General features: G+C 50.5%; 28 protein-coding genes. 11 read left to right on the plus strand and 17 right to left on the minus strand.

What is annotated here, in order from left to right; genetic code table 11:
• Nucleotides 1–28: 28 nt before the first annotated feature.
• A complete protein-coding gene (locus tag WG68_RS07550) occupies nucleotides 29–490 on the minus strand; it encodes a methyltransferase family protein (RefSeq protein ID WP_046557077.1) in 462 nt (153 codons plus the stop codon).
• A gap of 211 nt (nucleotides 491–701) precedes the next feature.
• Here WG68_RS07550 and WG68_RS07555 point away from each other — a divergent pair, with 211 nt between their 5' ends.
• Nucleotides 702–1,118 (plus strand): hypothetical protein, encoded by a 417-nt coding sequence (locus WG68_RS07555; protein WP_046557078.1) that lies wholly within the window; start codon nucleotides 702–704, stop codon nucleotides 1,116–1,118.
• A gap of 54 nt (nucleotides 1,119–1,172) precedes the next feature.
• Here the strand turns inward: WG68_RS07555 and WG68_RS07560 are convergent, their stop codons facing one another.
• Nucleotides 1,173–1,961, minus strand: coding sequence for a putative porin (locus WG68_RS07560; RefSeq protein WP_046557079.1), 789 nt, complete (start codon nucleotides 1,959–1,961; stop codon nucleotides 1,173–1,175).
• 244 nt (nucleotides 1,962–2,205) lie between these two features.
• Here WG68_RS07560 and WG68_RS07570 point away from each other — a divergent pair, with 244 nt between their 5' ends.
• Complete coding sequence (locus tag WG68_RS07570) at nucleotides 2,206–2,592, plus strand: DUF4920 domain-containing protein (protein ID WP_046557081.1); 387 nt, start codon at nucleotides 2,206–2,208, stop codon at nucleotides 2,590–2,592.
• On the opposite strand, the gene WG68_RS07575 is transcribed toward WG68_RS07570, so the two are convergent.
• From WG68_RS07575 to ccoG, 5 genes are all read right to left on the minus strand, one after another.
• Nucleotides 2,589–3,059, minus strand: coding sequence for a hypothetical protein (locus WG68_RS07575; protein ID WP_046557082.1), 471 nt, complete (start codon nucleotides 3,057–3,059; stop codon nucleotides 2,589–2,591). The two genes, WG68_RS07570 and WG68_RS07575, sit on opposite strands and share 4 nt — an antisense overlap.
• On the minus strand, nucleotides 3,052–3,585 hold the full coding sequence (locus tag WG68_RS07580; RefSeq protein WP_046557083.1) for a DUF6942 family protein: 534 nt from the start codon (nucleotides 3,583–3,585) through the stop codon (nucleotides 3,052–3,054). The genes WG68_RS07575 and WG68_RS07580 overlap by 8 nt, the downstream gene beginning before the upstream one ends.
• Nucleotides 3,586–3,650: 65 nt before the next feature.
• A complete protein-coding gene (locus tag WG68_RS07585) occupies nucleotides 3,651–4,292 on the minus strand; it encodes a thiol:disulfide interchange protein DsbA/DsbL (protein ID WP_046557084.1) in 642 nt (213 codons plus the stop codon).
• A gap of 51 nt (nucleotides 4,293–4,343) precedes the next feature.
• Nucleotides 4,344–5,363 carry a serine/threonine protein kinase gene (locus WG68_RS07590; RefSeq protein WP_083981822.1) on the minus strand — a complete coding sequence of 340 codons (1,020 nt, stop codon included), beginning with the start codon at nucleotides 5,361–5,363 and terminating at the stop codon, nucleotides 4,344–4,346.
• A complete protein-coding gene (gene ccoG / locus WG68_RS07595) occupies nucleotides 5,350–6,789 on the minus strand; it encodes a cytochrome c oxidase accessory protein CcoG (RefSeq protein ID WP_046557085.1) in 1,440 nt (479 codons plus the stop codon). The genes WG68_RS07590 and ccoG overlap by 14 nt, the downstream gene beginning before the upstream one ends.
• 148 nt (nucleotides 6,790–6,937) lie before the next feature.
• On the opposite strand from ccoG, the gene WG68_RS07600 reads away from it, so the two are divergent.
• Nucleotides 6,938–7,303 (plus strand): hypothetical protein, encoded by a 366-nt coding sequence (locus WG68_RS07600; RefSeq protein ID WP_046557197.1) that lies wholly within the window; start codon nucleotides 6,938–6,940, stop codon nucleotides 7,301–7,303.
• Nucleotides 7,304–7,333: 30 nt separating this feature from the next.
• A complete protein-coding gene (locus WG68_RS07605; protein WP_046557198.1) occupies nucleotides 7,334–7,756 on the plus strand; it encodes a DUF3010 family protein in 423 nt (140 codons plus the stop codon).
• Between the two features lie 34 nt (nucleotides 7,757–7,790).
• On the opposite strand, the gene WG68_RS07610 is transcribed toward WG68_RS07605, so the two are convergent.
• The 4 genes from WG68_RS07610 to WG68_RS07625 form a co-directional block, all read right to left on the minus strand.
• Nucleotides 7,791–8,102, minus strand: coding sequence for a hypothetical protein (locus tag WG68_RS07610; RefSeq protein WP_052749017.1), 312 nt, complete (start codon nucleotides 8,100–8,102; stop codon nucleotides 7,791–7,793).
• Nucleotides 8,089–8,787, minus strand: a complete 699-nt coding sequence (locus WG68_RS07615) for a division plane positioning ATPase MipZ (RefSeq protein WP_046557087.1) — start codon at nucleotides 8,785–8,787, stop codon at nucleotides 8,089–8,091. Before WG68_RS07615 ends, WG68_RS07610 begins: the two co-directional genes overlap by 14 nt.
• 199 nt (nucleotides 8,788–8,986) lie before the next feature.
• On the minus strand, nucleotides 8,987–9,751 hold the full coding sequence (locus WG68_RS07620) for a peptidylprolyl isomerase (protein WP_235357695.1): 765 nt from the start codon (nucleotides 9,749–9,751) through the stop codon (nucleotides 8,987–8,989).
• An 89-nt stretch (nucleotides 9,752–9,840) separates the two neighbouring features.
• Nucleotides 9,841–11,877, minus strand: a complete 2,037-nt coding sequence (locus WG68_RS07625) for a DNA topoisomerase III (protein WP_046557200.1) — start codon at nucleotides 11,875–11,877, stop codon at nucleotides 9,841–9,843.
• A gap of 169 nt (nucleotides 11,878–12,046) precedes the next feature.
• On the opposite strand from WG68_RS07625, the gene WG68_RS07630 reads away from it, so the two are divergent.
• Nucleotides 12,047–13,927: a coiled-coil domain-containing protein gene (locus WG68_RS07630; protein WP_046557088.1), complete on the plus strand. Its 1,881-nt coding sequence runs from the start codon at nucleotides 12,047–12,049 to the stop codon at nucleotides 13,925–13,927.
• Between the two features lie 80 nt (nucleotides 13,928–14,007).
• Nucleotides 14,008–15,093, plus strand: a complete 1,086-nt coding sequence (locus WG68_RS07635; protein ID WP_046557089.1) for an MBL fold metallo-hydrolase — start codon at nucleotides 14,008–14,010, stop codon at nucleotides 15,091–15,093.
• On the opposite strand, the gene WG68_RS07640 is transcribed toward WG68_RS07635, so the two are convergent.
• Entirely contained in the window at nucleotides 15,088–16,191 is a 1,104-nt protein-coding gene (locus tag WG68_RS07640; RefSeq protein ID WP_046557090.1) for an SLC13 family permease, read from the minus strand. The genes WG68_RS07635 and WG68_RS07640 overlap by 6 nt on opposite strands.
• 180 nt (nucleotides 16,192–16,371) lie before the next feature.
• Between WG68_RS07640 and WG68_RS07645 the strand changes: the two genes are divergently transcribed.
• Nucleotides 16,372–16,773 carry a hypothetical protein gene (locus tag WG68_RS07645; protein ID WP_046557091.1) on the plus strand — a complete coding sequence of 134 codons (402 nt, stop codon included), beginning with the start codon at nucleotides 16,372–16,374 and terminating at the stop codon, nucleotides 16,771–16,773.
• Here WG68_RS07645 and WG68_RS07650 read toward each other — a convergent pair.
• Genes WG68_RS07650 through WG68_RS07660 form a run of 3 tightly spaced genes read right to left on the minus strand, consistent with a single transcriptional unit; the run spans nucleotide 16,756 to nucleotide 20,452 of the window.
• Entirely contained in the window at nucleotides 16,756–17,589 is an 834-nt protein-coding gene (locus tag WG68_RS07650; RefSeq protein WP_052749004.1) for a kinase, read from the minus strand. The genes WG68_RS07645 and WG68_RS07650 overlap by 18 nt on opposite strands.
• Nucleotides 17,586–18,953, minus strand: coding sequence for a sigma-54-dependent transcriptional regulator (locus tag WG68_RS07655; RefSeq protein ID WP_046557092.1), 1,368 nt, complete (start codon nucleotides 18,951–18,953; stop codon nucleotides 17,586–17,588). The genes WG68_RS07650 and WG68_RS07655 overlap by 4 nt, the downstream gene beginning before the upstream one ends.
• Nucleotides 18,954–18,958: 5 nt before the next feature.
• Nucleotides 18,959–20,452, minus strand: a complete 1,494-nt coding sequence (locus tag WG68_RS07660) for a sensor histidine kinase (protein WP_200897559.1) — start codon at nucleotides 20,450–20,452, stop codon at nucleotides 18,959–18,961.
• A gap of 154 nt (nucleotides 20,453–20,606) precedes the next feature.
• On the opposite strand from WG68_RS07660, the gene WG68_RS07665 reads away from it, so the two are divergent.
• From WG68_RS07665 to WG68_RS07680, 4 genes are all read left to right on the plus strand, one after another.
• Nucleotides 20,607–20,987 (plus strand): DUF4168 domain-containing protein, encoded by a 381-nt coding sequence (locus WG68_RS07665; protein WP_046557093.1) that lies wholly within the window; start codon nucleotides 20,607–20,609, stop codon nucleotides 20,985–20,987.
• A 105-nt stretch (nucleotides 20,988–21,092) separates the two neighbouring features.
• Nucleotides 21,093–22,400, plus strand: coding sequence for a short-chain fatty acid transporter (locus WG68_RS07670; protein WP_046557203.1), 1,308 nt, complete (start codon nucleotides 21,093–21,095; stop codon nucleotides 22,398–22,400).
• A gap of 81 nt (nucleotides 22,401–22,481) precedes the next feature.
• Entirely contained in the window at nucleotides 22,482–22,748 is a 267-nt protein-coding gene (locus WG68_RS07675; RefSeq protein ID WP_046557094.1) for a type II toxin-antitoxin system Phd/YefM family antitoxin, read from the plus strand.
• Nucleotides 22,741–23,076: a hypothetical protein gene (locus WG68_RS07680; RefSeq protein WP_046557095.1), complete on the plus strand. Its 336-nt coding sequence runs from the start codon at nucleotides 22,741–22,743 to the stop codon at nucleotides 23,074–23,076. The genes WG68_RS07675 and WG68_RS07680 overlap by 8 nt, the downstream gene beginning before the upstream one ends.
• A 3-nt stretch (nucleotides 23,077–23,079) precedes the next feature.
• Here WG68_RS07680 and WG68_RS07685 read toward each other — a convergent pair whose 3' ends face one another.
• Both WG68_RS07685 and WG68_RS07690 read right to left on the minus strand, forming a co-directional pair.
• Nucleotides 23,080–23,706, minus strand: a complete 627-nt coding sequence (locus WG68_RS07685; protein WP_052749005.1) for an FMN-binding negative transcriptional regulator — start codon at nucleotides 23,704–23,706, stop codon at nucleotides 23,080–23,082.
• A gap of 3 nt (nucleotides 23,707–23,709) precedes the next feature.
• Nucleotides 23,710–24,108 (minus strand): GNAT family N-acetyltransferase, encoded by a 399-nt coding sequence (locus tag WG68_RS07690; RefSeq protein WP_046557096.1) that lies wholly within the window; start codon nucleotides 24,106–24,108, stop codon nucleotides 23,710–23,712.
• Nucleotides 24,109–24,151: the final 43 nt, after the last annotated feature.

Consider the following 24,151-nt stretch of genomic DNA (forward strand, 5'->3'; position numbering starts at 1 on the left):
GGCTGACGGTTAAGTTAAAGCGCTGGTATTACAACCAGCGCCTTACTTGTTTAGTATACGCCTGATAATCAGCGCCAAACTTGGCTGACAAATGGCACTCTTCCGGTGTTATCTGATACCGGTTCATATACAATACAAACAGCGGCAGTAAGGCAAAAGCTGCCGCGTTCATTAAATAGCAGGCCAGCGCGGCTAGCAGCAGTAAAAACCCCAGATACATAGGGTTACGGCTATAACGATAAATCCCGCGGATCACCAGACTGGACGTTTGCTCTGGTACACGCGGATCTACCGTAGTATCAGCCCGACGAAACGCCAACACCCCCAGCAGCGCGACTGCCACCCCAGTGAGTGCCAGGCTGAGCGCTAATACCCACCCCCAAACCACAGGCAACAGCAAAGGCGACACCAGCTGCGCCAGTAACCACATCGCTAAGGCAAACAGCGCTACCAAAATTACTGGTGGGATTTTTAGTTCTAATACAGGCATAACAGCCATCCATGATTTTTCATCTGGATATCATATTACTTACCATGGTTTATTAGCTAATATTCTATTCAGTACAATACTTTTTTGCGCAAAAGGTGTGAAGCTACTGCCTGGAATATCAGCACACTGCATAGCTTATTTATCAATTGCCTCAAATTTACAATCATGCAACACTTGGTCGATTACCTGGTTTGCTAAATAAGGACAAGCTATGCAAACAGCATTTACCTCCGACTATAACCTGCTACATCAGCGCAGCCTGAGTGTGCCGGTCTGGTTAAAGTTTCTGGGTGTTTGCCTGCTGGGCGTTCATTTTCTTTTTCTGTTGTATATCACCGGTTTCCTCTATCAGCAGCAATTACCTGCTTTTGTTACCATTGCTGCTGAGAACACTACCATGGCATTTGGAATGATATGGCTGTTTTTTATTGCCACTGCCGCCAGCTTTTATGGTTTGATTACCGGGCGCTACTGGGGGTTGCTTGCCTGCTTTATTCTGGGTTACCTGGGCCTTGCCGACGCCGGTTATAGCCTGGTGAATAAAGGAAAGATTGACCTGGGCTTGCTGATTTTTCCTCTCTTCATTTATCAGTTATATAAAGTAAAGGCGAAATGGGCGCAGCCATAAAAAAGGGGCAACAACGGTTGCCCCAAAAGCACTAGTGTAGCTACCAGAGAAAGCTTAGAACTGGCCGATAACGCTCAGGCTGTAAACTTTAACGCTTGAGTTATCAGCATTGCTGCCAAAACCTGCGTCTAACGCCCAGTTTTGGTTAAAGAAGTGTTTAGCGTGCACGCGGTAGTTGTCGGCCTTGTCGTAAGACACACCAACAGAGGTCATTTTAGAGAAGTAGTAATCTGCTTCTGCTGCCCAACTGTTGCTGCCATCGTTGTCGGCAATAGTGGCACCAAAAGTAATGAAACGATCACCACCCAGGCTTGCAAAATACTTACCGCTGATGCTGAAGAAATCAAATTCGTCATCTACGCTGGCAGTAAAGCCAAGGTAGTCGTTACCTTGCAACTGGTGGTTGTAGCTGGCTGAGAACTGGAAACTGGTATCCTCACCCTCTGGCTTTATCGCTACGGCACGAACAATAAAGTTCTCTGAAACTAAATAGCCTAAGCCAACTGAGCTAACATCAAAATCACCAAAGCGTTGATGACTTGCTGAAACAACCAGGCCATTCTGTGCAAAGTATTCACCGCCGATGCCATAGCTGTTGTCATCATAAGCACGGGCAAAAGAAGCAGAAACATTGCTTACCTTGTTAATGTATTCAAACTGATCCAGTGGGCCTAACGCTTGCTTCTTGTCCAGGAAGTAAGTGCCGTTCAGTGACCACAAAGTTTCGTTGTCGCCGCTAACCCGCACCTGATCCGCGCGCAGTTCAGTGAATAATTGGTATTCCTGTGCAGAAACAGCAGTAGCTGTTAGTGCGATTAAAGGCAGTACGTACTTTAACGTCATTGTTTTATTTCCCTAAGTTGGTGATTGCGGCGCGCATACTACAGCCAGCCGCCACCAAAGTAAAACAAAAGTTCATAAATATTTCACATAAACAGCCTATTTGTTTACTTTTTAAACTGTTCTGGTTTATTTGCCAACCAACGGTCGGAGCGAGCAAACACGTGGCCTGGCGTTGTAAAGATGGCAATCGCTTGCCTTTTTCGGCTGTTACGCCAGAATAGGTTATTCACTTAGGAGAATTAGCATGTTTAAACCACTATTGGTTTTGGCATTTGCCAGCACCTTTTTCAGCGTACAGGCCGCCACCGTGTTTGGTGAGCCGGTTGATAAAACCGCAGTAATGCCGGTGGCACAGTTGCTGACGAAGCCGCAAAGTTATCTGCAACAGGTTGTAACTATTGAAGGTACTGTTGATGCAGTTTGCAGCAAGCAAGGCTGCTGGATGAAGTTCACTGCTGACGGTGGCCCGGCCGCGTTCCGGCTGAAAGTACGCGATGGCGATATGGTGTTTCCGCTAAGCGCTAAAGGTAAAACGGCTTATGCCACCGGGCTGGTTACTTTGTGGCCGCAAGGTGAAGATAAAGCCGATGGCTATCAGCTGGTGCCAACGGCGGTGGAAATAGCCGACTAACTCAGGCTGCCCAGCCGCAGTTGCACCAGATATTGGCGTAATTGAGCCACCCGTTCTGGCCGGTTGAACAGTTGATACAGCTGTAACCAGTCGGCAGGTGGCATCCAGCACACCCCGTTTTGCCAGTGGCAACGTTGCGGAGTAAACTGCCAGCGGCTGATGCTACCATGCTGTTGCACGGCAATACCGGCCATCAAATCAATATCAGGCCAGCCAGCACGGCTAAAACGACCATAGTGTGCTGACAGATAATCCGGATGCGCTGGCATTGGCTGTTGGCTATAGCTTGCAGCAAGACGCCCGGCTATTGCCGCATAATCCTGTTCGCTACAGACAATATCAATATCAGCAGGCGCGGCCTCCAGCCCCAGTTGCCACAACAGGCAACTGCCGCCTACCCCAAATTGCAGTGGCTGTAACAGCTGACACAACTGTTGCAACTGCGTTTGTAAGTAATCGTTAGTCATCTAATGCCCTGATCAGCTGCGCCAGAAATGCCAGCTTTTCGTTAGTAAGCTGCCGATAGTCAAAGTAAGGGCATACTAACACCCTGTTGTGCTTGTCAACGGCAAATTCATTATTCAGCCAGTTAAGCTGCGTCGGCAAACCGGCCTCCAGCAAAGCTTTGGCATGGGTGCGACCGGCAATAATATGCACCGTTTTCATAGCCGATTGCAGATCAGGCGCACTAAACAATAACGCCGTACTGCTGCCGGCCTGCAGTAAGTGCTGCTGACGATACTGCTGCCAGCTGGCGGCTTGCGTTGCAAAGCCAAACTGCCCGGCGTTAAGCGCAAACAACAGCTTAGCATAGACATTAAATACCTTACGCCAGCCATTGCCGCAGGCACTGTTGATCAGGTCTATCTCACCTGTCTGTAACGGCTTTACCTGGCGCAAACCGGCATACTCTGCCATAGGTGGCGGCCTGGCGATATAGACGCTAACAGCCGCCTTGCTGTCGCCAAAACCCACATCGGCTATAGTAGTCATGCTTTTCTCTGTCACCCAATAAAAAAGGGCAGCAACTGCCACCCCAGATAACGTGTTTAGCTCAATCAGGCATCTTTGGCCAGCAGGTAGCTAATCAGCTCTTGCAGCTCATTTTCCAGATTACGCTGGTTCAGTGCCTCATTAATAATTTTATACTTGTCGTTAACCACCAGCATAGGTACCGAGCTTAATACCCGGCTTTTTGACAGTTCTTCCTGCTCTTTTTTCATCTGACTGGCAGCACCACGCACTGAGAAGCTGCGCATGGCCTTTTCGTATTCATCTGCATCAATATCATGCAGCAACATCAGGTTGCGTACGTCAGCTTCATTGACAAATGGCACCCGGCTGCGATGGATCTGGTTGAAAATAGCCATCGTTACCTGGTCGCCTTTACCCATATTTTTAGCAACCAGATAAGCGCGGGCCAGCATATTCTGGATTTCAGGTGAGGCAGCGCGAATAAAGTCGACATGTACTTTTTTAAACTCGGTGCCCTCAGGCAGCTTTCTCGCCAGCGATTGCGCGACGGGCTCAAAACCGTAACAGCCGCCACAATAAAATGAAAAGTATTCCTTCACTGCCGGCTTGGCAGACGCCTGCTCGGCAATAACCTGATAATGCTTACCCTCGACAAATTTCGCATTGGCGCTGACTGCCAGGGGTAACAGCATAACGGCCAGACATAGCGATAACAGCTTATTCATTTGATCTAATATCCTCATTCGGTCTGAGACAGACTCCAGCTTAACAAATTGTCAGTAACCTGGCACCAGTGATAACGGCGGTTGCTGTAATAAAGACAGCTGCTCTTTTAACACCAGACACTGCTGTTCCCAGTATTTATCGGTTGCGAACCACGGAAAACTCTGCACGAAGGCCTGATCTTGCCAGCGCCGCGCCAACCAGGCCATGTAATGCACTATACGCATTGCTCTGAGTGGCTCGATCAGTTTTAGTTCCGCCGGATCGAAATCGCAATACTGTTCATATTCATCCAGCATCAACTCTAAGGTTAGCCGCTGCTCCTGCTGATCTCCGGACAACATCATCCAGATATCCTGAATAGCGGGACCGGTGCGACAATCGTCCAAATCGACGAAGAATGGCCCCTGATCAACGTAAAACAAATTGCCAGCATGGCAGTCACCATGCAAGCGAATTTGCCGGCCTGGTTGATACTGGCGGCTGGCTTCGTCAATTACCTGCTGCAGCACGGTATCAAAAGCCGGACGCATATAGTCCGGGATCAGCTCCAGCTTGGCCAGAACTTGCTGGCTTTGCAGCAAATGGCTGTCAACACTGAAAGTTGGCCGGTTGCTAAAAGGCTTTTTCGCACCGACCTGATGCATCCGGCCTAAAAATCGGCCTAACATCGCCAGCTGCTCGTCGTTATCCACTTCCAGGGTACGCCCGCCGCGGCTGGGAAACACGGCAAAATAGTAACCCTGATACTGCTGCAGGCTGTTGCCGTTAAAACACAACGGCGCCACCATCGGAATATCTGCCCCGGCCAGCTCAAAGGCAAAATCATGCTCTTCCTGAATTTGTTGCGGGCTCCAACGCTCTGGCCGGTAAAATTTCACCACATACTTTTGCGCGCTGACGCTGTGATCAGGATAAGCGGTAAACTGATACACCCGGTTTTCATAACTGTTCAGCGCCAGCAAGCCACTACTGACATCCAGCCCTAACGAAAACATCGCATCCAGAATGATCTCCGGGCCTAAGCCCGAGAAATCAAATTTGCCTGCCGGCCCTGGCTCAGCGCCCGGCAAAGAAAGTGCTTTCCTGGCTGACGGTCAAAGCTGGATTGGCCTGATCGGTGATGCTAAAACGGATAATAATGCGTCCACGGTTTGCTTCGTTAGGATCTAACGCCAGGCTGACAGGCACATCACGGCTCTCACCACCCGCCAGACTGACCTCGGTCGGCCCTATCCACTGCAATGGCTCCGCACTGTCAACGCTCAGCAGCAATGTTATGGGTTGTTGCGATTTATTGATCATCGCCAGCCGGTAAGTATTTTCAATCAGGCCACTGGCCGTTTCCCGATACAGGCTGCCACCGACGCTACCGCGATCCAGCATCACATCCAGCTCGAGCGGCTTCCGGAGTGCCAGGTTGATCACAAAGGCGGCACACACCAGCACCAGCACCAGGAAATAGCCAATCAGTTTACCGCGGAAGATCCGGGTTTTCTGACCTTTCAGGTTGTGCTCAGTAGTATAACTGATCAGCCCGGTCGGGTAGCCCATCTTGGTCATGGTATCGTCGCAAGCATCAATACAGGCACCGCAGTTAATGCATTCGTATTGCAAACCATTGCGAATATCAATGCCGGTAGGGCAGACATGTACGCACAGGTTGCAGTCGATGCAATCACCCAGCCCCTGGGCTTTATAATCTGTATCTTTGCGGCTGCGCGGGCCACGATTCTCACCGCGCTGCTCGTCATAGGCCACGGTGAAGGTGTCTTTATCAAACATCGCCGATTGGAAACGGGCATAGGGGCAGATGTGAGTACACATAATTTCCCGCATCCAGCCCGCATTGCCATAAGTACAAAGGGTAAAAAACAGTACCGACAGCACTGCCCAGAAACCCGCTTCAAAAGTAAAGAAGTTAATAAAAAGTGGGCCTACCGGCGTGAAATAGCCAACAAAAATGAGTGATGTCAGCAGGGCAAAAGCCAGCCAGCAGAAATGGGTCAACGCCTTTTTGGCAAATTTGCTCAGCGACCAGGGCGCCTTATCCAGGGTCATCCGCTGATTGCGGCTACCCTGAATTTTCTCTTCAAACCACATAAAAATAAAGGTCCAGACAGATTGCGGGCATAAGTAACCACACCACACCCGGCCATAAAACGCGGTAACAAAAAATAATGCATAGGCCGCTATCACAAAAATCCAGGCCAAAATAGTAAAGTCCTGAGGCCACAGCGTAAGCGCAAAAATATTAAATTTTTGCTCACCAATATTAAGTAAGATGGCTTGCGTACCGTTGTATTGGATCCATGGCAACAACATAAATAATGCCATAAACACAAAACCCATATTGCGACGCAAGCTCTGATGCAGCCCCTTGACAGACCGCACATAAATGCGGTCGCGTGAAGCATATTTCGTCTGGCTTGATTGCTCTGGTTTATAGGTTTCTACTGAAACCGGAATGTTTTTTATGTCGATGCGGTTGTTATCCACTGCTACCTCTAACCAGCTGCTGTGCTGGCGCTAGTATAACAGCGTTAGCTGCAGAATATTTGATATAAAATAAGCAGCCGGCGGGCAGATGCACCATTGCCAAAAATACTTTACAATAGCGACTGCGTTTTTTTTGGTGCTCTATCAGATGAAGAAGTTTTTTTGGCTGGCTGTTATAGTTTTATTAATCCTGACGTTTTCTGATCATGAATTGATCAGACCTTACCGTGATCAGGTTTATGGCTTGATATTGGACCGCGCACCAAGCTCAGGCAAGATGTCTGATCAGCAGGCGCTGCGGCAAGTGCAAAAACAACTTAACGCCCTGACGGCCAAGCTTGGTGAAAGCCAGCAACAGCAGCTGAGCAGAGCAGCAGAATCAAAAGAGAGCCTGCTGGTATTTTATCAACGGTATTGTGTTAATCGAGACTTTAACCCCATTTTATTTGGTGAGCCATTACGCGAAAGCTGCAGCATTATCAGCAGCCATATGGAAGCACTGACCGGCCCTTGAGCCGGCTAAATTTTATTACTGAGAATGACTATGCGTGTATGTGGAATTGAAATAAAAGGCAGCGAAGCGATTTTATGTTTAGTGACCTTGAAAGATGGCTTATTCGATCTGCCTGATTGCCGGCAAACCCGGCTGGCATTAAGCCAGGATAAAGACGCTGAGAACGTGCAAAAGTTTCAGTTTAATCTGGCCAAACTGATTGAAGATTATAAGATTGAACAATTGGTGATTAAAGAGCGGCCGCAAAAGGGCAAATTTGCAGGTGGCGCTGTAGGTTTTAAAATTGAAGCGGCCATTCAATTGATCAACCGATGCCCAAGCGTGATTTTATCGGCTAATGTCATTAAAGAGAAAATAAAGCAGCACCCATTACCGGTCGATTTTAAAGATACCGGCTTAAAAGGTTTTCAGGAAACCGCCTTTATTACCGCCTACGCCTTTTTAGCCCGCTAGCAATAATTGTCATTTATGTTAAATATAAGCCGGCTTACTCTGAGCCGGTTTTGTTTTTAACCTTCAGTAACGGCGTTAATTCAAGTTGCACTGTCTGGGTAGCACGAAGTATCAGGCGACGGATCAGCTTCGATTTAGCCTCGCCGGTTAAATCACTTAACTCATTTAACGCCGCTATTGCCTCTTCACTAAGGGTAAAGGTGGCATGGCGCATTGGTAAGCGAGTGGTATCATCTTCGTCAGGTAATAGCTGGCGCAAACTCACAATGCGCGGTAATCCCAGCGCATAGTTATTAGCATCATCAATAAACTCGTCGGCAGTAAATGCCGGTTTATTTGACTGCAAACACTTTTTCTTCAGGTCGCTCAGCGCCATCTTCTTGTATCGCCTTCATTGCCAGCAGTTCTTCAATAATGGCCCGGATTTCACCCGATGCTTTACCGTCAGCATCGACATCCATTACCGACAGGCCTTTTTCCTCGCTGTCATCATAGATGTTCCGGCTGTAAGTAATATTCTCCAGCACCCTGATATTAAAAGACTTACAAACGTCTTTGGCATCCAGGATACGTGCCGCCTGATTAGGTAACGACGGACACTGGGTCATCACGCAGCCCACTATCATATCCGGATTAACGATGTTGCAGGCACTGACCAAATCTTCCAGATGCTCCAGTGTTTTCAAATCGCGCCGTTTTGGCCGCAACGGTAATAGCACGTGGCTGGCTACCACCATAGCTGAGCGCAGCGCAACACTGTCCTGGCCACCACAATCCACTACGACTACGTCGTAATGCATTTCCAGGCTTTTCAACTCAAAACGTATTTTGCCGTACATCTGCACGCAATTAATCCACGGCAAACTGGCGTCCATATGCCGCTCCTGCACCCAATCTGAAGTGGTACGCTGCGGATCACAATCTACCAACATCACGTTGGCTTGCTTCTCTCTGGAAAAATATACGGCAATATTCTGTGCCAGGCAGCTCTTGCCACTACCGCCTTTTTCACCACCAACTAACACTATCATTCGCGTCACCTTGTTAAAATGCAACAACGTGCTGTTACACCATTATCAGCACAGTGGCTTAAGTGTAGGCGAGTAATAAGAATTTCATACTGAGCAAACAGAATTATTTGCTATAAATAGCAGTTTTTAAAGAAGATATTTTACTAAAAGGCGTAGCACAAACCGCTACGCCGGTACAAACCAGCTAAACCAAACCGCTTTAGTGTTGACGGCGACGCCACCAGATTAACGATGTGAGTAACAGCAAACCTACACCGCCACTGCCACTGCTACCTGTCTCTTCAGGGCGCAGGGTATTTGGTTTAGGGTTTAAGCCCGCCGCCGTATTTGCTCTGGCGTCAACGACAATAATACTTTCTACGGTCACCATATTGGCACTGGTTAACGGCACATTATTAGTGCGATCATCAGCGGTGTAGCCCCGCAGGGGTAAATTCTGCACACCGTTAAAATTATAAGTCGGTAAACCGGCAATCGCCATTACCACTTCCATATCAGCCGCGCTAATCTGGCCAAACACCGTGTAGGCGCCTTCCACAATGTCCAGTTTTGGGCTGCCGGCACTGTTATCTGCCAAATTAATAAACCACTGGCTGGTTGCGCTGTTTGGGTTGCCTGGCACTTTTGCCATCGCAATAGTCGCCCGCACATTGGATAACTTCGGCTCATTAATAATAGGCGCATTAGTTTGAATAGGTGTTAGTGGCAGCTGTTCAATAAAGCGAAAGCCGCCACCCTGAATTATAAAACCGGGCACAGAGCGATGAATAACAGTGTTGTTATAGCGGCCACTGTTTACGTAAGTTAGAAAGTTTTGCACTGTTACCGGGGTAATTTCATCAAACAGGTTAACTTCAAAGTCTCCCAGACTGGTTTTTACCTGCACAATGGTTGCCAGTGCCTGCTGACTGGCCAGCAGCAGGGTTGCCGCCATGGCCGCACCCACCAATTTAAACTTACTCAAGGCTTTCTCCTGCACAAACTATTTTAGTTGGTCCTGAGCATAAACAGCCATATCGCCGCTTACCAGCGCTATTACACTTATTTACTAAATCACACAGTCTCTGCCGCTGCGCCAGTATCTCCTGCAGCGGCTTTTTTGTTAGCTTTGCCACGATATGGCCGCTTCGCTAGGCCATCAACTGCGGCCTTAGAGGCTGTTCGCTTGTTATTAGCTTTTCGGCGCCACTTTTTCTGCTGGCCGTTGCCCAGCCCTTGCGGTACCACTTGTTTTGCCTGACTGATCAACTGCTGTAGATTTTCTGTTAGTGGCTGCATAAAGGCCTGATAACTTTGCTCGCGTTGACAAATCGCATTTAAACCTGCTTCCCAGCGTGCTGTCATATCTGGCAACGATGCTTCGGCCGGCAATGCTGCAATTAATGCCTTACCCGCCGCCGTCGCCCGAATTTGCTTGCCTTCGCGTTGTAAAAATTGCCTTTTAAACAATAATTCAATAATGCCGGAGCGAGTCGCTTCAGTGCCCAGGCCGTCGGTATCTTTCAAAATTCGTTTAATTTGCGGGTCCTGCACATAGCGGGCAATGCCGGTCATGGCGCTCAGCAAGCTGGCGTCAGTAAATGGTGCAGGTGGCTGAGTTTGCTTTTCCTGCAACAGGCTGTTGCTACAGCGTAATAGCTGACCAACCTTCAAGGCAGGCAAAACCGGTAGCAGAGCAGGGTCATTCACGCCAGCAGTGACGCCGTCACCGCGTCCGGCCTCCGCAGCTTTTGGTAACAGTGCTTTCCAGCCTGCTGCCGTTTGTTGGCGGGCTTTCGCCACAAAGCAACCACCCGCAATGCGTAATTCCACTCTGGTGTCGGTAAAACAATGTGCCGGATAGAACTGCATAAGGTACTGGCGGGCAATAAGGCTATATAGTTTTTGCTCAGTGGCCGATAGCCGTTGTGCCGCTGATGTTTTTGCTGTTGGAATAATGGCATGATGCGCCTCAACTTTAGTGTCATCCCACGCTTTACTTTTAAGTTGCAGATTAACCCCCGCTGCTGCCGGCGCCAATGCGGGCATATTGCTGGCAATTGCCTGACTAATCTTAGCCCCTTCATTATGATGGGCCTGCGGCAAATAACGGCAATCTGATCGCGGATAAGTTATCAGCTTATGCCGCTCATACAGCTGCTGACAGCTGTCCAATACCTGCTGTGCAGTCAGGCCAAATGCTCTGGCTGCATCAATTTGCAATGCCGACAAACTGTAAGGCAGGGGGGCACTCTGCTTTTTATGTTGTTTTTGCAGGCTTATTACTTCAGCTGGCTGTCCTTTAATTGCTTGTTGCACTTTAGCGGCCAACGCCTGCAGTATTACCCGACCCTCGCTATCCTGGTAAGGTTCGCAGGCGCTACTGGGCTGCCACTGTGCAGTAAAGGTTTCTGCCGCCGGTGTGGTAATTTCTGCCTGCACCTGATAATAAGCTGTACTGCTAAAATCACTGATTGCCAAATCTCTGCGCACCACCAGGCCTAACAGCGGAGTCTGTACCCGACCAACGGATAATACCCCCTGATAGCCAGCGTGCTGGCCACGCAACGTATAGGCCCGGGTCATATTTAAACCATACAGCCAATCGGCCCGGCTGCGGGCCAGCGCTGACGTGGATAGCGGCACAAAATTCTGATTGGGTTGCAGTTGTTTTAACGCCTGACGGATAGCACTGCTATTTAAGTCATTAATTAACAAACGTTTAACTGCATTGCGTTTTGCTGCAGTTATGTTGCTCCACGCTATAACTTCGTCTACCAGTAATTGGCCTTCCCGGTCAGGGTCGCCGGCGTGTACCAATTCGTCAGCCTGCTTTATCAGCTTCTGCAGAATAGTTAATTGCGCTTGCGCTGATTTGCGAATTTTCAGTTGCCACTGTTCAGGAATAATAGGTAGATGATTCGCCTGCCAGCGTTTATAATCAGGGTTATAGTCCTGTGGTTCCGCCTGCTCCAGCAAATGGCCAATGCACCAACTTATCACATCGCCATTGGCCAGGCGAATGCAGCCATTTTCTCTCGATTGAGGTTTGGGAAACGCCGCAGCAATAGCTCGGCCCATGCTGGGCTTTTCAGCAATATATAAAATCATAGCAATCACCACCACTGTATAAATTAACAGTTAATTTAGTTGCTTTGCCGGATAAATGCAAAAATTATGTGATAAAAATTTAGTTTTTAGTCAAAAACGACTACAGTATGTTTCTTGTGGCTGTTTAAGTTGTTCTGCAAAATCAAAGTAGTGAATCGGATATAAAACTATGACCCAATATAGTGAAGTCAAAAAGATCTGTGACGAATTGCAGCAAGCTGGCAAACCGGTCTCGCTAGACTACCTGCTGGCAAAAGTCTCTGGCGCTCAGGCCAGCCTGGTGGTGCATTATCAAAAATGGCGTAACGAGCAAGCTACCCGCACGCCCACAGTAGCGGAAACCGCTTTTAGCGAAGATTTCGTTAATGCGTTTCAACGCGAAGCGCAAATGCATGCCAGTAAACAGCTCGAGCAATTAAATGAACAACTGGCGCAGGCTATTCAGGCTGAGGTGCAGGCAGCTGAACATAACCAGCAAATCCAGAAAGATGTGGAACAGCTGCAGCAAAAGCGCTCGGAGCTTGAAGTCAGTCTGGCACATCAGCAGCAACAACTGGCGGTGCAGTCCGAAAAATATAGTGCGATACGTGACGAGCGAGATCAGGCGCTGCAGCATGCGAAAAGTCAGCAGCAGGAGCTTGCTGAATCCAAGCAATTACAAGAACAACATAAAATGCAGTTGGAGCAGCTGCAAAAAGAACTGGAAATTGCCGCCACAGAGCGACAGCAGGGCGAGCAGCAGCTGCAAAAGAAATTAGAGCAAGCTGCCAGTGAGCTGCAACAAACTCAGCAGCAACTTCAACAATTGCAGCAGCAACTGGCCGACACCAATGACAAGCTGAAGGCCGGTGAGCAAGCCGCAGTAAAAGCAGCTGATGACTTAGCCGCGCTACAACAAACGAATGAGCAATTACAACAACACGCTGCTGCTGAACTTGAAACACTGCAACAACAACTACAACAGCAAGCAGAGCAACATAACCAACAACTTGCTGAGTTACAGGACCAGCTGACCAATGCCAATGCAGAGCAGCAGGCCTTGCAAGATAAGCTGAGCCAGACCCTGGCGGTAGAACAACAACTGCAAGAACAACAGCAGCTGAATAAACAGCAACTGCAAGAGTTAGAAAAGCTGCAGACTACAGCCAAAAAATACGCCGCTGAGCAGCAACAGAGCAGCAACGAAATTGTTGAACTGCAAACTATGCTTAGCGAGTTTGAAAACAAACTGCAGCTGGCAACCAAAACCGAAATGCAAGCTGTGGCGCAAAGCCGCCGGCTGCAATCGCAGCTGGAACAGTTGCAACAAGCACAACCAGAAAGCAGCAATACACCTGAAGATGATGGCCAACAAGCTGCCATTATTGCTGAGCGCGACCAAGCCTTAGCAAAAATAGCTGAGTTACAAACGCTGCAGGCCAACCTGACTGAAGAACGTGATGCCGCATTGGATCAGGTTGCGATTGAACAAAAGCAACTGGCAAAACTACAAACGCAACAGCAGCCTGATAATCAGGCTGAGTTAGAAACAGCGTTAGCCGCCCAACAAAAATTAGTGGCTGAGCATAAAGCGGCATTTGAAAGCCTGAAAGCGGAACGTGAAGCCACCCAGCAGGAAGCCGACGCACAGCGCAATTTAGTCAGTGAACTGCGGCAACAAATTGACAATCTGCAGCAAGCACAAAGCGCCAAAGGCAGTGACCAGCCCGATTTACAACAATTGGTTGATCAACTGCGTGCCAGCAATAATATGATGAAAGAGCAAAGTGCCATCACTGCCAATCATCAGGCTGAACAACGCGAGACCATCAAGCAACTGCGGGATGAGTTGCAGCAACAACGTGATCAAATGCAGGAAATGCTGATTGATAAGAATCAGTGGGCCAAACAAAAGCAGCAGCTTGAAGAGCAGGTTAGCTTTGTAAAAAGTAATGCCACTGCGACCATTGAGCGGCTTACCCGTTATCGCGAGCAAGCCCAGGAAAAAATCGAAAAGCTGGAGCAAAAATTGCGCGATCATCAGAAAGATCCCGCCGCCCGGGCGCATTAAATAGTAAATCTGTCCCGGATGGAGTTGTACCAGTAATTTGGTCATACCCCTCCGGGCTTTCCGGGAAATGCCACAATATTATGCAAATTTTATCAACCTCTAAGCCCAGGTTACCGACATGCATTGCGCTACTGGCCATTGCGTTACTTTGTAGTGGCTGTGCCAGCCCGAACACGGTTGCTCAGCTATCAGGAGTGCCGGATAACGCGGCAGAATTGCGCCAGACTAAGCAGCCATTTCGCAATATGTATTATGGCAACATTCCCTATCCGGCCAATTGTGAGCAGGACTGCTATCTGCCACATCCACTGGTTGCTTGCCAGAGTCCGGCTGAGCAATGTCAATTCACCGGCCTGCAGCATGCTCCGCAGCTGCAAAGTGGCTTTGCCGTTCGCTGGTTAGGCCATGCCAGTTTTATGATTAATGCCCCCGATGGCCAGCAGATTTTGCTGGATCCGGTAACCGGCCAGTTTGACTGGCCGGTTAACTGGGCTGCACATTTGGTCGGCACCAAAACTCGGCGCACCACAGCCACACTCACTGATGCAGAGCTGGCTGCCACAGATGCGGTGTTGTACTCGCACCTGCATTATGACCATTTCAGCATTAGAGATATCAAACGTATCGGCAACACAGCACACTATTATCTACCTTATGGCATGGCGGCTTATTTACCAAAGGGCGGCTATAACGCCACTGAAATGGCCTGGTACAGCAGCGCACGGCAAGGCGGGTTGACTATTCATGCTGTTCCGGCACGGCATTTTAACAGTCGTACTTTACGAGATGAAAACCAGGCCCTGTGGGCCGGCTGGCTGATCGAGCACGGTAATGAGAAACTCTTTTTTGCGGGTGATACCGGCTATTCACAGCATTTCAGCGATATCAGGCAAAAATTCGGCGAAATAGATATTTGCTTACTACCGATAGCGTCTTATCATGGCCCAAACTACCGTGCAGTACATATGACGCCAGAAGATGCGTTAATGGTGGCTGACGAATTGGGCTGCAAAGTCATGATCCCCTGGGGCTATGGTAATGCCAGCTGGCAAATGGGTGATCACAGCTCGCACTCGCCGCTGTTACGCTTACTTCATATGCAGCAGCAACTGGATAGCCAGGTGCCGCTGCTGATTTTAAACGAAGGAGATAGTGTCATTTTATAGCAGCAGCCAGCCGAGCAGCAGGCTGAGCGCAAACACCGGCAGCGACCAGTAATGAAACTCGCGCCACAGGCCGGGTTGTTTGCTTAGCCGCAATGCAATTAAATTCGCCAGCGAGCCAATGGCTAAACCAAAACCACCAACCGTAACACCCCAGCTAAGGGCGCGCCAGTTGTCGGTAAAGTGCTGCAGAAAAATTGCCGCCGGTACATTAGAGATCAGCTGCGACAGTAACGCCGAACCGATATAACTGCCATCGGGCAACGCCATTAGCTGCGCCGCCAGTTGCTGCATTAGTGGCAATTGCGCCAGCAAGCCAAGGTCGATAAACATCAATATAAATACCAGCAGCAATAACCAGTCGATACCGAACACAATACTGCGCTTTAGCAACAAATATGCTGCCAGCACGGCCAATCCTGCATAGGGCGCCAGTTGATACTCCATAGCCAGAATAAACAGCGGATAACCAGCCAGCGACCAGCCAAACAGCCGGCGATTGTCACTGTTGTTGTTATGCGGCAGCATAATATTTAGCTTGCTGCCACTAAAAGCCGCACAGCCAAGCAGTATGGTCAACAGCAGCAAACTTAGCGCCAACGGCGCCATCATTAAGCTAAATTGCCAGAAGCGGTACCCCGACGCCTGCCACAACAACAGGTTTTGCGGGTTGCCTATCGGTGTTAAGGCAGAACCTGCATTCACCGCCAGCGCCAGAAAAATAATCAACCGCCCTACCGGCAGGCCGGTTAAGCGGCCAATGCTTAAACTAATGGGTAGCAAAATAAACAACGCCACATCATTGGTAACGATGGCCGATAACAGCGCCGCAAATAACATTAATAGTATTGCCAGTACCCGCTCAGAATGACAAAACGCCAGCAGCCAGGTGGCAAAGCGGGCTAAATAACCACTATCTTCCAGCGCCCGGCTAAGTAACATTAATCCTGCCAGCGCCGCTACGGTATGCCAGTCTACCAATGCTATTACATCTGGCGCTGCCGTAGGCTGCAGCCATAGCAGTATCGGCAACGGCATTAGCAGCGCCAACAATAAGTAGTCTTCGGTAAGGCGGGATAATACCCGGCGTAGGAGCGGCATAGTGAACAGACTAATTAACAGAGTTCTATCGCTATTCTAGCGCTTAAGTCCAAAGCTGTATCGCAGATTCCACCACGAGCCTGCCCCCGACCAAAAAATTTAGTTTTTCCCTGACAAGGAACTAGGCATCCGGTAATAAAACCGATAATGTAACGTCTTTGTAAATATGAAGGAAGATGAATGAAATACTGGCTGTTGTTTGTTGGGTTAAGCATGCCTGCCTTTGCTTATGACCCCGATCCTGAGCAGGTACTGCGCTTTGAACCGTCCCCCTTCCAGAATGTCCAGTTGAGTTGTGAACGTGATAAACACATTGTGCCCAAACGCAGCGAACTGCAACTGGATAACTATGCCCTACTGGCCGCCGACAATGGTGAGCGGGTAGCCATTGTTACCCTGACCAATACCGCCAGCGGCCAGCGGATATTTAATCAGGATCACATTGTGGCCGTGATGGCTGACTGTGCCCGGATGTTGCCGCAGGCTTTTGAAATACGGCTGGCACCCCGCCAGCAAACCACCTTACAAATTCATTTTGGCCGTACTTTACAACCGGTACTGCAGTTAATCAGCAGCCAATAGCGTTGGAGTATGTTGTAGGTCGAGCCGTACCGTATAGTTAGCCACAGCCGGCAATTGTTGCCAGCTGGCTTGGGTTAGCCGCTGAAATGGCCGCATAAAGCGCGCCAGCTCACGGTCAGTCATGCCCTGACCGCGTTCACGCCACAGTTGCTGTTCTTGTTTAGCACGCCAACGGCAAATGCTGTCCCAGTCGGGTGCTTGCAGCCAGATTAGCGGCTGTAATAACTGCCAGTACTGAGCATAACCGCCAGCCAGTTGCTGATTAACATAGTGCCGCCACTGGCCAGCGCTATCTTCAACTGCTTCCAGCGGATTCACCGGCACTGCCAGCTCAGCCATGGTTTGTGGCTGCACACCCAGGCACCAGCCTTCAACGAAAAGTATATCAAACCGCTGTGCCGGTAAGGACGCTACCGGCTGATCCAGCGCTTTATCAAATTGCGGCAACGCCACCGGCTTGCCCGCCAGTACCGCCTGCACATCGGTAATTGCGTGCTGGATATAATGGGTTCCCGGCACACCGCGCTGCGCCAATAAAGGGTGCACAGCCTGCGCCAGCTGCTGGCGCAGCGCTTTATCCAGATAGTAATCATCCAGCGACACGGTGCCAGCGCTAATGCCCGCTGCATTGCACTGTGCTGTCAGCGCCCTGGCCAGGGTGCTTTTACCGCTACCCTGAGCCCCGCTGATGCCAATGACAGCGGGGCGCGGCACCCCCGACAGACAACCGTATAATTGCTGTAACAGCTGCAGGTAGGCGGCCCCAGCCTGTGGCGGCAATTGCATCTGGCTGATGATGGCACTAACCGGGCTCATTCCGGTACCGCCGGTTGCTCTTCCAGCCAGCGATAAAGGGTGCGGCGGGTAACACCTAATATTTGCGCAGCGCGTTGTTTATTACCCTTGGTATGGTTAAGCACCTGATTAACATAATTTTGCTGTAGCTGCTGCAGCGTAGGCCAGCTTTTAGCAGCGGGCGCTGCCTCACTGTCATTGGGCGACTGATAATGGCGAATGCGCTCTGGCAAATCGGCCACGGCGATCTGCTGGCCGCTGGCAAAGGTAAAGGCGCGCTCGATGGCGTTTTGCAGCTCGCGCACATTGCCCGGAAAAGGGTAGCGATACAAACAATCCAGCGCGGTCTGGTTTAAACCCTGTACGGCTTTTTGTTGCTGGCGCTGAAACTGGCCGACAAAATGGCTGGCCAGCAGCTCTAAATCTTCGGCTCGCTGGCGCAGTGGCGGTATCGCCAGGCTGAAGGTTTCCAACCGGTAGAATAAATCAGCCCGAAACTGGCCTTGTTCCACCTTTTGCTCTAAATCCTGATGGGTAGCGGCCAGAATGCGAACATTAACCGCCAGCTCCTGATCGCTGCCCACTGGCCGGATTTTGCCTTCCTGCAATACCCGCAGCAGTTTAGCCTGCAACAGCAGCGGCATTTCGGCAATTTCGTCCAGCAATAAGCTGCCACCATCAGCCTCTTTAAATAAACCGGTACGGGCATTGCGGGCACCGGTAAAAGCGCCGGCAGCATGGCCGAAAAACTCACTTTCCATTAACTCAGCCGGAATACCGGCACAATTTACCGCAATAAAAGGCTTGCTACTGCGTGGGCTTTGCTGATGAATAGCCTGCGCTACTAACTCCTTGCCAGTGCCACTTTCCCCCAGAATAAGCACGGCACCCTGCGCCGGGGATAGCTGCGCAATTTGTTGGTACAATAAGCGCATCGCCCTACTGTTGCCTACCAGACCGCCGGGGCCGGTTTGCCGGGTCGACTGTCTTAGCTGTTGCACTTCCTGTACCAGGGCCTGGCGCTGCAGCAGCCGCTGCACAGCTAACGCCAGATGTTCCAGATCCAGCGGTTTAGTCAGGAAATCATCGGCGCCCTGCTTCAATGCCGCCACCGCCTGGCGCACCGTGCCAAAGGCAGTGATCAGTAGCAGCGCAGGTGGGTTATTGCGCTCTTTTAGTTGCGCCAACAGCTGCATACCATTGATGCCTGGCAGACGAATATCACTGATTACCAGCGCAAATTGTTGTTCAGGCAGCAATGCCAGTAACGCCTCAGCACTGTCACAGGCGCTTACCTGATAACCGAGCCCGGTCAGCTCTTCCTGCAATAGCTCTTTTAGTGCCGGATCATCTTCCACTACCGCTATTTGTTGCGGGCTTAGCATATGGCTTACTCCTGTGCTGCGGCAGACGACGCCGGGGATAACGGCAAAATCAGGCAGACTTCACAGCCGCCAGCCGCCAGATTACGCAGTAACACCCGGCCCTGATGTGCCTGCAGTATTTGCTGCACTATTGCCAGGCCCAGGCCAGTGCCTTTACCCTGCAGCTTGGTTGAGACAAAAGGCGCTACCAGCTCATCTGCAGTCAGATTGGCGGGCAAACCGGGGCCATCATCCTGTACCCGCAGCCACAGCTCATTGCCCCGCACATCGGCACTTAGTTGCACCTTAGCTTCAGCCGCTTGCATGGCATTGCGTAACACATTAACCAACGCTAATTCCAGCCTTGGCACATCAGCCTGCAGGCTGAGCTCTGGGTACCCCTCAGCCAGCACCGGTATAACGTCGTGCTCCTGCTGTTCGAAACTTAAACTGTGCAAGGCTTGTTGTAACAGCTGGCCAAGGGCAATGTGTTGTTGTGCAGCCACCGGAGTATGAGCAAACGCCTGTAACTGCTGTACCATAATGTTTAAACGCGCAACCTGACCACGCACGGCTTGCAGTTGGCGTTTACTGTCGTCATCGGTTTGCTGACGTAACAGCCGTTGGGCCCGGCCATCAATCACGCTAAGTGGCGCCCCCAGCTCATGCGCCACGCCACTGACCACCTGACCAATCGCCGCCATGGTCTCCTGTGCTTTTAACTGCTGCGCCAGTTTTTCCCGCTCATGCTGCTGGTTAAGAATAGCGGCATTGCTGCGGTTAATATGATCCAGCATGTTGTTCAGGCCACGACTTAGCTCGCGTAACTCATTCGGGCCACTGCTCTGTGCCCGGTGCTGGCTGTCACCGGCTGCCACCCGCCGCATACTGGCCACCAGCCGGGCTACCGGCTGGCCTACCGCACTGCTATGCCCCAGCCACATAATAAGCAGGCTTAGCAGTGCCAGCGCCAGCCAGCTTAGCCAGGCCAGTTCGGCCAGTTGGTTCAGGGAGCGGGAAAAATCACTTTGTTTGCGGTTAATTTGCAGCAAACCGTGGATCCGCCCCGAGCGGTCAATAATTGGCAGAAACTGTGAAAATACCGACTCACCCGACACCGAGCGATAACTATCCTGCAACTGGCCGGTGCGCACCACTTCAGACGCAACAATACTGTGCGACAAGTCGCGCTCAGTGACCCCTGTAGCGGCAACCAGCGTGCCGTCAGTGTCATAAACCGAGGCGCCATATACCTGGCCAATGGTAAATACCGACTCCAGATAGGTAGTAATAGTCGCCGTGTCTTGCTGTAACAAAGCATCACTGATGGGTACCCGGATCGCCCGGCCTATCAGCTCCAGATCCGAGCGTAAACTATCAGCCACCAAGGTATTGGTAAAATTCAGGCCAAAGCGCATCGCCAGCGCTGCCAGCAGCAGCATAGGCAATACCACATAAAAAAACAGCCGGCGCTGCAAGCTGGCCAGCGGCCAGCGCCATAAATTGGTTAATTTTGTCACAAGCCCTCCGCCAATGTATCTAAAGTATACACATAAATGGCCCTTGCTAGCTGAATGGTAACTTAATCATCATCATGTCATTGATATAGTTGGCTTTTTAAAGTTGGCATAATAGTGGCAACAGCTAAGGCGAACTCAACTAAAGGAGAAACCTATGCGTAAATCATATCTGGCAGTAGTATTGGCAGGCTTAACTATGACAGGCACAGCTCAGTTAGCTCAGGCGCAGGCCAATCCGGCAGCGCCTCAGGCACAAGCGCAGCAACAGGCTATTAATTTAAATGATGCCATTTTGCTGAAATTCAGTGTGGCAATGGCAGGCGTGCAATCCGTTGGCGCCAAGTATGAAGCTGAATTTCAAAACGCGGAAGACGCTGAGGCAGCTCAGAAAATTCAGCAGGCCGCGCAACAAGAAATGGTTGCAGCGGTTGAAGCGTCAGGCTTAACCACCGAAGAGTACAATCAGATTGCCCAACAGGCGCAGCAAGATGAAGCGCTACGCAGTCGCATTCTGGCCATGACTAATACACAGTAACGGCCACTTAACTCGTCTTCTCAAAGGCACCTGTTGGTGCCTTTTCATTTTTGGCGAAACTGGCTAAGGTATAACCTTAATAGTAACTTAGCCAAAGAGCCTGCCATGCTAAATGCTGCCGCCAAACCCCTGGTAAAACTGGTTGATCGCTACCTGCCTGATCCTTATATCTTTGTCTTGCTACTGAGCATAATAGTGTTTGTGGCGGCCGTATTGTTTGAGCAACAGTCACCGCTGCAGGTACTGCAATACTGGGGCGACGGCTTCTGGGGCCTGCTGGCGTTTTCAATGCAAATGCTGCTGGTGCTGGTGACCGGCTTTATGCTGGCCAGCACGCCACTGGTCACCGGCCTGCTGAACCGTCTGGCGCGGCTGGCCAAATCAGCCGGCCAGGCCATTATTCTGGTTACTGTTATTTCGTTGATTGCCAGCTGGCTGAACTGGGGTTTTGGGTTAGTGGTCGGCGCCTTATTTGCCAAAGCGCTGGCGCGCCAGCTGAAGGTAGATTACCGCTTACTGGTCGCAAGCAGCTATTCCGGCTTTATTGTCTGGCATGGCGGCCTGGCAGGCTCAATTCCACTGACCATTGCCACCCCCGGCCATTTCAGTGAGGCACAAATTGGCGTGATTGGTACCAGCAATACCATTTTTGCCGGCTTTAACCTGTTGTTACTGGCCCTGCTGTTGTTGGCGATACCGCTGGTCAATTATCTGATGCTGCCCAAAGCGGGCGACAGTGTCTATGTCGACCCGGCAAAACTACATAACACGCCCTTGCCGCAGAGCAGCAGCGAACGCCCGGCCGATAAGCTGGAAAACAGCCTGTTGCTGGCGCTGTTAGTCGGCTTTGCTGGCATTGCTTATTTGGTGCAGTATTTTGTTAAAGGCGGCGGCCTGAACCTGAATATCGTTAATTTCTTGTTTTTATTTCTGGCGATAGTGCTGCACGGTACACCACGGCGCTTACTGCATAGTTTGCAGCAGGCCATTGCCGGCGGCGCCGGTATTGTTATTCAGTTTCCGTTTTATGCCGGCATTATGGCGGTAATGGTGCAGTCGGGCCTGGCGCAAAGTATGTCGCAGTGGTTTGTCAGCTTCGCCACTGCCGAAACCCTGGCGTTCTGGAGCTTTATCAGTGCCGGTATTGTCAATATTTTTGTGCCCTCGGGCGGTGGCCAGTGGGCAGTGCAAGCGCCCATTATGCTGCCGGCGGCACTGGAACTCGGTGCCGATGTCAGCCGCATCGCCATGGCGGTGGCCTGGGGCGATGCCTGGACTAACCTTATTCAGCCCTTCTGGGCGCTGCCGGTGCTGGCAATTGCCGGCTTAAAAGCCAAAGACATTATGGGTTTTTGTCTGCTACAGCTAGTCGTTACCGGGGTGATTATTAGTCTGGTACTGAGTTTTGCCTGAAAATGGCAGCCATAGTCGATCGGCAGTAGCGCTTAGTCCGCTAATAGTCTATAAATAGACTATTAGCGGCAGGAGTATAAGATGCGGATTGAAACCATCAGTTATATTAAACAGCACGCGGCGACGCTCAGTGTGGAAGAACCCATAGTGGTGACGCAAGGAGGTAAGCCAGTTTATCGCATTGAGTCTGAAGCCAGCGCGCGCTTGCGGGATGAAGGCTTGGCGCTGCTAAAACTAATGAATCTGGCCGAGCGGGATATACGCAGTGGTAATACCTTGTCGGTAGAAGACACGCTGCAACAGCTGCAGCAGCAACTGCTACAAGAACAGCTAAAACTCCATGAGTAAGGTTGCAGTTACCCAGCTCGCGGCGCAAACGTTATCCTTGCTTAGTCGCTATATGAAAGAGTTCATAGGTAGTGATGAAGCATTAACGCTGGCCACTCAGTTGCTGCAATTAAGCCAACAAAAGCTGCAAGACAACCCATTACAATTTCCTATATGTCATGAACTGGAAAGGTTAGGGGTAACCGATTATCGGCAAATTACCGTCGATAAATACAAGATACTTTACCGATACGAACCCCGTTGCGATACGGCGTTTATTACCGCTTTTATGCGCCAGAAGCAAAGTGCCCAGCAACTGCTTATTGATTACAGCTTGCTAACCCTATAAATCTTAAACTGTTTCGTCCCCCGCTCCCAACTGCCAATGCTGCATCAGCGCCGCCAGGGCTTGCGCGCCAGGCTGCGGACTACTGCTTAGCGCATTAAACACCCCTAGCTGATCGGCCAGGCTACGCTGCTGCCCCAGCTTGAGCTTGCCGGTCAGGGCGGAAATGGTCACTTTTACCCCCACTATACCCGCAGCCAGTTGCTGTTGATAAGCCACCGGCATTTTAGCCATAGCGGCTGCCATATCAGGTTCATATTTGGCGATCTGCAGTGGCAGATTCGCCAGCGTTACCGCCGGTTCCAGCAATTCTGCCTGCCCCAACACCTGCGCTATGGCATAGTTCCAGGTCGGCACGGCCTTTTCAGTTTGATAGCAGCGCGGTGAAATATAAGCATGGGGGCCGGTAAACGTAAGCAGCACCTGTTGCTGATCCACCAGCTGCCAGTGCGGGTTTTGCCGGGCCAGATGACCATACAATACACCATGCTCTCCTTCAGCACGCTGCAGCAGCCAGGGCAGGTGGCTGCAAAAAAACGGCATGCTGACTAAGCAACCAAAACTATGTTGCTCAATAAAATCATGCACTTGATCTTTATCGGTAAAGGCCATGTTGGGCGGACAATACAGCATATACTACTCCGTACGCGCTATGGCGAAGGCATTGGCTAAAGGGTTAAAGCCCACCTTAGGGTAATAGGCCATCGCCGACGGTGCGCTCAACAACAACTGCTGCACTTGTGGTCCGGTAACACGTTGCACCTCGGCCAGCAGCTGGCCACCAATGCCTTGCTGTTGCCAGACTTTAGCTACCAGCAAATCGGCGATATACACAACGAAGCTAAAATCGGTTAGGCAGCGCGCTAACCCAACGAGCTTGCCATCCTGGCGCGCGGTAATAATTAAGTTGGCGTGCTGCAGCATGCGCTGCATCCGCTCTGGCTGAGCGGTCGGGCGATTTATGCCAGAAGCAATATATAAGGCAATTGCCTCATCGAGTTTAAGCTCTGTTTCAATGGTAAAGATTAATGACATAGCGCTATCTCCGGTTGTGAATAGTGCTATTGCAACGCTAAAC

The organism is Arsukibacterium ikkense, from assembly GCF_000987775.1.
GTDB classification, from domain to species: Bacteria; Pseudomonadota; Gammaproteobacteria; order Enterobacterales; family Alteromonadaceae; genus Alishewanella; species Alishewanella ikkense.